Origin of the sequence: Bradyrhizobium sp. GCM10028915, from assembly GCF_042666195.1 — a bacterium.
In the GTDB taxonomy this organism is placed as follows: Bacteria; Pseudomonadota; Alphaproteobacteria; order Rhizobiales; family Xanthobacteraceae; genus Bradyrhizobium; species Bradyrhizobium canariense_D.
Genome location: NZ_JBHTFN010000071.1, coordinates 217,440 through 227,053 on the forward strand (window position 1 = coordinate 217,440; position 9,614 = coordinate 227,053).

The following is a 9,614-nucleotide window of genomic DNA, read 5'->3' on the forward strand; positions in this document are numbered from 1 at the left end:
CGTTTCTGAGGCGAAACTGGTGCAGCAACGCCTGCTCATGCAGCCGAGCCCGGCTTGATATCCCAAAGTCCTATCGCAGAGCTCTCCTCACAATAATCATCAAGCGGATCGAATTTACCCTCTCAAGGCTGAAACAGGAGTTCGATTCCCCTAGGCAGCGCCAGCAAGCACGGCGTTAGCGGCGCCCAATAGCGGCACCTCACATATGAGGTAGCGCCCAGTAATCGAGATACTGAGGGCGGGCACCGGCTGCTCACGCACGGTCTCTAGCCGATCTCTAAGAAGTTGGACACCGTGGTGAGCCCGAAAGGCGAAACTAACCACGCCGGCTCGCAAGCCCAAGGCCACTTGGGGCGAGCCGAAGTTCTACTCCGATCGAATACCGCGACATTGCGTCAGAGGGGCTTCTCAGGGCAAGTTCGTTTAAGGGGTGTCGCAGAAGTAAGCGGCATCTCGCCTCAATCGACTACGAGTGTATCGCGGCTGCATTGAAATTCGGTTCCGAGCCTGTCCGCAATCTTTATGGCCTGGTCGTTTGCATCCACGCCTTTGCGGACGTTGACGAGCGCAGCCACACAAGAGGTCTTGTCAGCTTGTAATCGGTGGATCGTCAGCACCTGACGATTGTCAAGGAAGTATCTATGGATCGCGGCGAAGGGCTTGCCGTTGAGAACTCTCCATTCAATTACATTGTTTGGCTCGGCGAACGCCCCTTCCAATGCATCGGAGACGGTTTTGCCGCCCTTAGCCGTGCGCCCGAAGTGCACATACTCGCGAGCATCAGCAGAGAACATGCTCACGGTCCAGCCATCCGGACCCGGCGGGCAACGCTCTTCCAGAACCGGATTATCGCTGGTGCCGCTTCGTTGAACGACCTTGCAGATCCCGTATCGATCTGCACGAACGTCATCGATTTTTGTGTAGACGCGCGTTACAGGCCCCGCAGGGGAGAGCGCCGCGAGACGCAATTGTGCAACATTGTTCGCCTTTGGGGCCGCAGGCGCAGGCGGGTTTTCTTGCGTGGAAGCAGTCGTGAAGCGGGCTTGAGACAGGGATGCGAAGTCCAACTGTTGAGAGTCCGCGCGCCACAAGAGCTCGCGTTCACAGCCGATCATCTCGGCAGTGCTGCGAGCGTGCATCTGACCGCAATTCGCGCCGGCCACGGCCGCCCACAGTTTTGACGAACCTGCGCCGGGCTCCGACTTGATCCCGAAGCCCACCACCGCGAAACGCTTGATCTCTCCCCCTGACGGGGTGACGAAGATTGCGGAATTCCAGCCGTGAGCATTCGAAAACAGACCCCAGGCGCCCTCGCACTCAAGCGCAACCTCATCAACGGTCCAGAACTCGGGACCGCTTGTCAGTCGACCGTGTTCAACTGCTGGGCCGGAAAGAGGCTTGCCCCCGACTTCCTTGCATTGGTCAGCAAGGTCGCGAACCTCTGCCACGACCTGCGCCGGCAACTCCAATGCTGGTTCGCCGCACAGTCGGGTTTCGGAGAACTGCTGACAGGGCGGCGCATTCGCTTCCGAAGCGCATGCTGCCGCCGCTAGGCCGCCGGAAATGCAGAGCGCGGCAAAGAAGAACACGACTGTGCGTATCATTCATCCCTCGGGGCTGGCTGTGGTGCCCGTCGCTAGCACCAGTAGGCACTCGTTCGTCGGCTAATGTCGCGCGACCAATCCTAAGTAGATTTTCCAAAGACGGCTTAAATCGTGGCGCGGGCCGCATCCGCTAAATTTTACGAAAATCGATACCGTCCTTGGTGCATCGCGGCCGTTAGTCGGCAGCGACAGTGAGAAGGGCTCTGCATCGCTAAGCCAGACTCCGGCTTTGCGAGCCACACACATTCCGCGAAATGAAGCGGGGGCTGATACAGCTCATCGTCTCCGCTTGACTTCACCCATATCATTCGAACAAAAATAGAACAAACGATTCCCACCGCGAAGGTCCGCTTGGCTAAACTGCCGCAACTGCCCGTCTACTAGTATCTCGACCATTTCGCCGAAATGCTCGGGTTCGTGCAGCGAACGTACGCCCCCGTGCTTGGTCCGGAGCATCACGCCTTCATAGCGCGGTTCGAGGACATGTCGAGAGATGCACGATGTCTGCTGGTCCGAATGATCAATAGGCGTGGTGCCATATTCAACCGATCGCTGTTCAACTACCCCGAGATCGATTGCGTCGAGCGGGCTGCATCCGATCTGATCAAGGCCGGTCACGCACGCGAACTCGGCGAGGCCGACTATGCGGCTTTCGTCTCATGCCTGCCAAAGGATGTTCGAGCGCATTCCGGATGAGCAGTTTCAGGCCCGGGATTCGTCCCAGCGATATTCCGGACCCCAACCACAATGCATAGCGATCTTCGGCGATGCCTGAAGCCATCTCCGCGAAGGCGCCGTCGAGGAGTTCAAGCGTTTCGCGGACAGTGATACTGGCAGCATGGGGAGCACCGGACATTTAACGCCTTTGGGGAGCTCGAAATAACACATAAGTCAACGCTCGGCATGGTAGCAACATCGGCCCCTTCCAATCAAAGCGTTTGCAGCATCCGTGGATCTTATTTTAGACCTGTTCCCAGCGGCAAGACTATTAACATATTGAATGAGCGTGACTTTCGTCGAATTCAAGTGATCCGTCCAAACGAGCCTTCAGCACGCCGGTCCGCAAGCCCCGAGCAATGAGCGGCAGGATTCAAAGTGAACCGAATTACTCGGCGACGTCTATCGCGCTCTCGTCGTTACCGGCGGCCTGCGTCAAAAGCCATTTGACAAGATCCATGGATTCCGCATCGTCCTCGATGCGATGAAGGACACAGAGATCGTCGGCAAATTCATCAAGGAGTCAGGAAATGGTAGCGGTAGGCTGGCAGCATATCCGCTCCGTTGTCGTAAGGTCCGACATATTGCGTGAGGCCGGACCGACCGTCCCGAGCGCGGCTTCGGCCGCCTTTTCCAGCGTCGACCGCGGTCCATCACCAGCGAGAATCGTGGCCGCGTACGCCTCAGGGAATGCCTTTAGCATCGTCAGATCGAGGTCGAGCGGCTCGGAGAAATAGACCCCATAGGCCTTCAGCATGCCGATAAGTCGCGGGCGCACCGCTCCAGCTCTCTTTTGAGCTCAACGCTGGTTCAGGCAGGCGCGAGTTCGGGCGTGCGTTCGAGGGCTGTCGGTCGCGAAATCTTTTAAGTCCTCGTCAGCTACAGTGACACGATTCATTCCGGCCGCAGATCTCGCGGGACTATTGAAAGGGGGTCTTCGCCGGATGTGACGGTTTTGTCTGAGCGGTCCGTAGAGCTTCAGTCGAATATCCGCATCATTTGCTCATGTGGGGTCGTCCTGGCCAATGAGCCGCTTCTCGTAAAAGATCACTGCATATCCGTGCAACGTCCTTTCCTTCCGGCGAACATAGCCAGCGGTCTCGTAAAGTCTCTGAGCCCCTGCTTGGATCGTTGTTGTGTCGAGCATTATCCACTTGAAACCGAGAGCAACAGCTCGCGACTCCAATTCACGAAGAACCCTCCTTCCAAGCCCTCGTCGCTGAAAGTCGGGATCGACCCGCATACGTTTAACTTCTGCGACATCGTCATCAACACGTTTCAGCCCACCCATGGCAGCGAGTTGGGGACCAATATGGGCAACTACGAAGTCTCCGCCCGACCCGATGTATACTGCGCCGACATTGCGTAAATCATCCTCCCAGGTCCCTTCCGGTCCACACACACCAACATGCTGCGATGCGCTTCTGTGCAGATGCCATACACCATCGCTATCCCCGGACTCGAACCGACGAACGATCAGTTCGTCTTGAGACATCGATTATAACCTCTCGACGGGCGTCGAACACCTGCGCCTATGGCATCGTTTCTGTTTAGCCAAGCAGGGACCACCGTCAGCTTACCGACCCGCCTCTGTCAACAGTCGCTGAGAAAGGACAGCCTCAACATTCTCCGATACCTCAACTCCGACGATTGGACGACCCGGCTCGACGGTATATTTTAACGCCGTACTTCGGTGCATCAGGGTAAACCGATCCAGTGCACAAATGCAGGACGCGCGCAGCCTTCCGATTTCCTCGCCGTGATGCTCCACTATTGGCGAAATCGTCGCAAGCCTGGGAAACTCCGCTTTCCCTTCTAGCCAACCCGGCTTGATCGGTGCACTCCCGTTGTCTGACGAGAGCCAGCGGAATACTTCGTGGATGCACCTCTGCGGATAATATTCGGAAAGCCGATATAGATCACTATAGAATTGCGGTTTGTGGTGGAAGAGTTCTTCACCGAGTAGTAGCACCGACACTGCCACGATGCGGGCCGAGAAGCGGCCGCTTGGACCAAGCGTATTCTTGTAAGGATTCTTTCCGTAAAACACACGAAATTGGCCAAATAGGTCCGGTGACATATGTTCATAAAAGCGCGTCAGAATATAGTTTGCTGACTCAAGGCGCGCCAAGCATAGCGCAAGACATTGCCCCGCATCCACCTCGGCCGCATCACGCAAGTCGAGGAGAGCGTCCATTGCTGACTGCAGTTCGCTCTCGATGATCTGATGGCCCAAGCAAAAATCTCGTTCCTCGACCCCGGCCGCGCCAAGGCAGTATACGCGTGGATCGTTCTGCAGCGGATTCGTAAGGATCATATCTTCATAGGAGAGGACCTCAATGCCGGGTTGCCGGTCACAGCTTGATCGCGCAAGGTGGCTCAGTCCCTCTCCCACCGTCAGCTCGGCGTCCACGGGGTGAAGGCCGGCAAACGCGGACATCTGATAAGCACAATTTAGGAGATATTGGATATCTGTCTTAGCGATTTCGAAGTCGGACTGCGGAAGACTTAGCAGCAACGCATCATAGTCACTCGCGGCGATCATCGCGTTGACGCTGCGTCCAAGCGCCTTAACCGCTTCATCTGGTCGTTCACTGCATTTGATTTCCGCAATGCAGTGCGGCAGTTCATCGGTGACAAAATTGCTGACCAGCCCAAGCGGGCGTTCTCGCTGCCGCCGATCAATACTATCGGCCAGATGCAAAAATATGTCGTGCCCTTCGCAAGGCGAGCTTTGCGGAGTGGAAACGGAAAAAGGAGTGACCATAAACGAGCCCGCCCGCGGCTTCATCGAAATGCAACTTGCATTTCGGTACTTGAGCCGTATCGAGCGGCCGGTGAGTAATCATGCTTTTCGAGCAGATCAGTTCGTTTGTCTGCTATCCTACTGTCGTTATACGCGACCCGCTCAAGTATACTGTTCGAGAAGAATAACAGCGATACCGCGCCCGAATTGATGGTGCCGGCGGCAGTTAACGAAAGCAGGCCATCATTTGAAATGCAGATGAGACCTGCCTCATTCAAGTTTTCTAGCTCGCGGCCAAAGCATTTCTCAATCGACACCCCAAACTCCCGCTCGAAGCGGGAGAGCGACACTCCACTGCTTCGCAGGGCAAACATTACTGTTCTGCGCATGAGATCATCTTGCGACAGGACAACACCCTTCCACACTGGCTTCTCGCCAGCCTCGACCCTATATAGGTAACGATCTAAATCTGCCTCGTTATAGAACTGGCACTGGCTCATGTAGCCAAATCCGGCAACCCCAAACGGAACCAGATTATTGTCGTTCCAGGAATCGTATTTGCGGCGCTGTTGAACCGAGTGTGGCTGCGACTGCTTACTCCAGTAGAAAATCGGCCCATGACGATAGCCGAGTGTCGTGAGGATGTGCTCGGCCATAAAATGCATGATAATGCGCTCCTTAGCCCCGGCGAATTGATATCGTCCCTGAGCCAAATGGCGGGCCACGGGGTCTGTAGATTTGAACATTAAGGGGAATACATTGAGCTTCTCTATCCCCAAATCTAGTAAGCCGATGAGTGAGTCGTACCAGCTACGGAGCGTTTGCTGCGGCAATCCATACATGAGGTCGAGCGAGAGATTCTCAACGCCCATCTCATTCAGCAATTTTACGAGTTGTACCACCTCGTCCACGCGGTGCCCGCGGTTTAGTATGCGTAAAATGCTCGGATCTAGACTCTGTACGCCCAATACAAAGCGGTTTACGCCGGATCTGAGCAGTGTCGATATGCGATCTGCAGCATCCACTTGCTTTGCAAGAGAGGGATGTAATTCGAAACTCACCTCCGACTTAGACAAATCAAAGCGCCGGCCAATCATACCAAATAGCGTTTTGAGTTGACTGTTGGTCAGGAACGAGGGGGTGCCGCCTCCAAAGAAAGCAGTCTCAACAGCTCTGTCAGCCAGTGCCGCGTCCGACCAACTCATCTCTTTATCTAAGGCCGCCAGATAGCGCTCCACTCGCTCGGAAGATGGATGGATTTCTTTGGCGAAGTGGCAAAAGGTGCAATGCTGATCACAGAAGGGGACGTGAAAGTAGAGATCAATTGACGGCGTAACCTGAAGCAACAAGTTTTCGGCATCTAGATCGCCCATTGCCTTGAGAGGCGGATATGTGCCGACGAGATAATCGTTGTGCGTGTCAAGGTGCAAATTCCGTGACCTCAACATGTCGAGGTTAATGTCGTACGATCGGTCGATCGCGAATTCCAAGGCTTCGGAATAGGTCGGGACGCGCATTTTGTTAAACTCCTCTAGCTTTCGTGTGAAGCAAGGGGCGATGGCACCTCCGTCCCTCGCTTCACATTCCGCTCTTCAGCTCGGGCTTGATACCGTAGCCATGCGTTTCGATAAAAGGCGCGGGGTTGTCGGCTCCCCCTCGAGGCAACCACCGTAGTCAGAACACGGGCCGCCATCCGCTCGGCTACACGCGAGGGTCGATTATGGTTCGGCGAGGAAGACAGATGCCGTGGCCCACGCGAATGCCCCCTCGGGCGTTGCTAAACGGCACCGAGGAAGACTTCAGGCGCAGAGGGTGCGAATACTCCTCGAGAAAATGGTGCTCGACCTCGGAGATAGCCACCCGCGGGGCAACGCGGCAAAGCTTTAAGCCGGACGTAGGCAACAGCGCAATGTCCATGGCATTTTCGATCAATCGAGCAAGTTTCATTTGAACTCCTGGGCCAGCGACAGCAAGGCCGTCATGGTCGTACAGAATCTTTGCGGTGTCCCAGCAATCCACGTGCCACCAAAGCCGCTTGCGAGCCTCGCTTGAAGAGGGCAAAACCATGTTCTTCGGCGCCAACGGCGGGATACTCGCGCCTCGGTGTCTGGTCCCCGACATTAACGTCTTCAGCCGGACACGGCTGAACACGACAAACGCGGAATGTTGAATGATGATGGAGGCCTCTCATGTTCAATCGCGAACATCTGCTGCACGACGAGCTTACGAGGGAGTCGCTCGGCTGATGCAGGCAGCGTCGCTGCACGTGACGGATATGCAAATGAATTTGTCACATTGTTGCGGCGCGGGGTGGCCACGTAGAAAGTCCGCTTGCTACTATCGCGGGAAGCGTTCAAGTCCGACGCCGGTGTGAGGAGACTGATATTTGCTGTGTGCGCTTTCCAGTCAGTTGCGGGCGGTTGCACGCGGCGCCGCGTCGTCAAGATCACCGGCATCGCCTTGACTGGGTGTCGACACCCCGGCGTCCCCCCCCGTTGTCAGGAAGGCACAGCCGCTCATCGAGAAGGTCTGGAGGCACTGCGAGGACAAAGGTTCGCGGGGCCGGACGGTTAAACTGAGGGGCAGGTTCAACGATCTCGAGATCATCACGCGGAGCAGGACCGGACGCGTCCCGATTTCGAGCCGCTGCGAGCTCGAAACTTGTCGCTCGTCTTCCTTCAAACGAGATACCCGCTCCAAAGCCGATCCGCCTTCTTGTCTTCACGCCAGGGCGAACCGTAGGCCGAGCTGCAGCTCGGCCTACCAATTTGAGTCCGCATCGATCAGAATCAAGACCGCGGTACATCAGTAGAGCGCGAGCCGTCGTGCGCAGCGCGGCAGAGTTTACCTCAACTGCGGGAATCCCAAGGTCGAAAGACTTACGGTAGGATAGGCGTCCATGTTTGAATACCCCACGACCGCTCTATCGCGAGCGGTACTTGACGAGGTCTGCGAGACGCTTCCGCGCAAGGAGAGCGGCGCTGGTTTGGCCTCCAAGATCGTCGAAGCCGCAAAGACCGACGAAACAACGCCGAAGCTGCTGCGGCAGATCGGGCGTAAAGCCCTGGCCCGAGCGTCGATTATGTGGCGTTGATCGGGCGAGGTGCGGAGTGAACTTCCAGGTCACAGTCTTGAAGATCCTGGTGAGTTACCCCCAAGGATTTGCCGTGATGGCGGACCTCAAGCGGGACATGGCAATCCTCGCGACCAGCGGCCCGGAATGGGCCGAGCGCACCAAACGGCTGGCCGCGCGCGTTCCCGGGCTGGACATTTTTTCGGACGGCCTCGTTGAGCGCCAAAACGGCGGTTGGAGAATCACGGTGAGAGGGCGAGTTGTGCTCGAGACCATGGAGGCGCGCCGAGGCCAAGACGAGCCGACGGAGAAGGTCCCAGTCGAAACGGCCGGGCCGGTGCCATCGGTGCCCAGCCCTCGGAACGAGCGAACCGCTGACGCGAGCGCTTCCAGCGTCGCCGCGAAGCCCGCGAGCGCGCGCGAGCGCATGCATCTTGAGGAGCAGCCGCCGAGTTCTCCCAGCGGCTCAGAAAGTCAGGTCGTTGACTCGCCTGTGGCGCACACGAACAGGTCCCCTGGGTAGGGGGTGTGGGAGCGAATTGGACTATGTCCGCCAGCAGCGGCGAAGCGCATCTCCATCCGGCAGCGCGACCCGCGCGTCAAACCGAACCGGTGCCTTTGGCGTACCGTGCGGCACGAGCGCTGGTGCTGTTACGGTTGCGGAGTTCCGGATACCCAACTGGCCCCGTCAGCGTCCAACCATGGCTCTGACGCATATTCGATGATCGTGATTGTTTTTATGGCGCGCCAATCAGCCTAGCCTGAAGGAGATCGAGCTTAGCGCGCCCGTACATTTGCCGTTTGACCAGCTTGAGCTTGGTGATCTGAGCTTCCACTTGGCCATTGGACCATGGTTGCGTGATAGCCGCGTGCACCGCGGCCTTATCGTTGGCAATGCCATTCGCGAACGAGGCAATGAGGCTCCGCTTGGAGTCATCAATCCAAGGTTCGAGCTCCATCTCGGCCTTCTTTCGGATCATCGCGTGGAAGCGGCCAACGAGAGCTTGGGCATCGGCCAGCATAGGAACGTTTTGTTCGATGACCGCAAGCGTGACGGTCTCGGCTTTGGTTAGGTGGTCGCGCTTCGTCGTCATCAGCTGCGCTATCCTCCTGGCGGCGGGGACCTTCTGCAATTGTTGATGGCTGATAGTCTCGGCACGTCGCCGTCGCGTCGCCCATTCCGCCACGACGCGCAGCGATCCCTTGAAGCCTTGTCCTTTCAAGCGGCGCCAGAGCTCGGCACCGTTGCGACAGCCGACTGACCACTGCGCGTCCAGGAACGGCAGATGCCCGTCCAGGGTGCTTTGACGGGTGCGGAACATATCCGTACCGCCGCCGCGGCTAATTTGGCGAACCAGATTGCGACTATGTCCTGTGCGGCGGACGATCTCCTTGAGCGACACACCGTCGCTGACGAGAGCCGTAATTACGGCATGGCTGTCCTGCCGCCGCAAATAGCCCTGATAGCGCAGCT

General features: G+C 57.2%; 10 protein-coding genes. 4 read left to right on the forward strand and 6 right to left on the reverse strand.

Translation table 11 applies throughout. From position 1 onward, the window contains the following. Positions 1-458: 458 nt before the first annotated feature. The gene (locus ACFQX9_RS36655) at positions 459-1,604 is read right to left on the reverse strand and encodes a hypothetical protein (RefSeq protein WP_377791941.1); all 1,146 of its coding nucleotides are present in this window, start codon (positions 1,602-1,604) and stop codon (positions 459-461) included. Positions 1,605-2,009: 405 nt separating this feature from the next. Here ACFQX9_RS36655 and ACFQX9_RS36660 point away from each other — a divergent pair, with 405 nt between their 5' ends. Further along, complete coding sequence (locus ACFQX9_RS36660) at positions 2,010-2,300, forward strand: hypothetical protein (RefSeq protein ID WP_377791942.1); 291 nt, start codon at positions 2,010-2,012, stop codon at positions 2,298-2,300. Positions 2,301-2,844: 544 nt separating this feature from the next. Here the strand turns inward: ACFQX9_RS36660 and ACFQX9_RS36665 are convergent. The 4 genes from ACFQX9_RS36665 to ACFQX9_RS36680 all read right to left on the reverse strand — a co-directional run bounded on the left by ACFQX9_RS36665 (position 2,845) and on the right by ACFQX9_RS36680 (position 6,584). Beyond that, entirely contained in the window at positions 2,845-3,078 is a 234-nt protein-coding gene (locus ACFQX9_RS36665) for a hypothetical protein (RefSeq protein WP_377791943.1), read from the reverse strand. A gap of 246 nt (positions 3,079-3,324) precedes the next feature. Beyond that, complete coding sequence (locus tag ACFQX9_RS36670; protein WP_377791944.1) at positions 3,325-3,816, reverse strand: GNAT family N-acetyltransferase; 492 nt, start codon at positions 3,814-3,816, stop codon at positions 3,325-3,327. Between the two features lie 81 nt (positions 3,817-3,897). Further along, the gene (locus tag ACFQX9_RS36675; RefSeq protein ID WP_377791945.1) at positions 3,898-5,112 is read right to left on the reverse strand and encodes a hypothetical protein; all 1,215 of its coding nucleotides are present in this window, start codon (positions 5,110-5,112) and stop codon (positions 3,898-3,900) included. Next, complete coding sequence (locus ACFQX9_RS36680) at positions 5,109-6,584, reverse strand: coproporphyrinogen-III oxidase family protein (protein WP_377791946.1); 1,476 nt, start codon at positions 6,582-6,584, stop codon at positions 5,109-5,111. Before ACFQX9_RS36680 ends, ACFQX9_RS36675 begins: the two co-directional genes overlap by 4 nt. Before the next feature lie 1,001 nt (positions 6,585-7,585). Here ACFQX9_RS36680 and ACFQX9_RS36685 point away from each other — a divergent pair. From ACFQX9_RS36685 to ACFQX9_RS36695, 3 genes are all read left to right on the forward strand, one after another. Beyond that, entirely contained in the window at positions 7,586-7,879 is a 294-nt protein-coding gene (locus ACFQX9_RS36685; RefSeq protein ID WP_377792039.1) for a hypothetical protein, read from the forward strand. A gap of 87 nt (positions 7,880-7,966) precedes the next feature. After that, complete coding sequence (locus ACFQX9_RS36690; RefSeq protein WP_377791947.1) at positions 7,967-8,161, forward strand: hypothetical protein; 195 nt, start codon at positions 7,967-7,969, stop codon at positions 8,159-8,161. Between the two features lie 16 nt (positions 8,162-8,177). After that, entirely contained in the window at positions 8,178-8,663 is a 486-nt protein-coding gene (locus tag ACFQX9_RS36695) for a hypothetical protein (RefSeq protein ID WP_377791948.1), read from the forward strand. Positions 8,664-8,877: 214 nt separating this feature from the next. Here ACFQX9_RS36695 and ACFQX9_RS36700 read toward each other — a convergent pair. Continuing rightward, on the reverse strand, positions 8,878-9,614 hold a 737-nt coding region (locus ACFQX9_RS36700; protein WP_377791949.1), incomplete at its 5' end, for a transposase.

Excerpts from the sequence above, each read along its gene's own strand:
- ACFQX9_RS36655 (WP_377791941.1), bottom strand. The coding sequence starts at position 1,604 with ATGATACGCACAGTCGTGTTCTTCTTTGCCGCGCTCTGCATTTCCGGC.
- ACFQX9_RS36660 (WP_377791942.1), top strand. The coding sequence starts at position 2,010 with ATGCTCGGGTTCGTGCAGCGAACGTACGCCCCCGTGCTTGGTCCGGAG.
- ACFQX9_RS36665 (WP_377791943.1), bottom strand. The coding sequence starts at position 3,078 with ATGCTGAAGGCCTATGGGGTCTATTTCTCCGAGCCGCTCGACCTCGAT.
- ACFQX9_RS36670 (WP_377791944.1), bottom strand. The coding sequence starts at position 3,816 with ATGTCTCAAGACGAACTGATCGTTCGTCGGTTCGAGTCCGGGGATAGC.
- ACFQX9_RS36675 (WP_377791945.1), bottom strand. The coding sequence starts at position 5,112 with ATGAAGCCGCGGGCGGGCTCGTTTATGGTCACTCCTTTTTCCGTTTCC.
- ACFQX9_RS36680 (WP_377791946.1), bottom strand. The coding sequence starts at position 6,584 with ATGCGCGTCCCGACCTATTCCGAAGCCTTGGAATTCGCGATCGACCGA.
- ACFQX9_RS36690 (WP_377791947.1), top strand. The coding sequence starts at position 7,967 with ATGTTTGAATACCCCACGACCGCTCTATCGCGAGCGGTACTTGACGAG.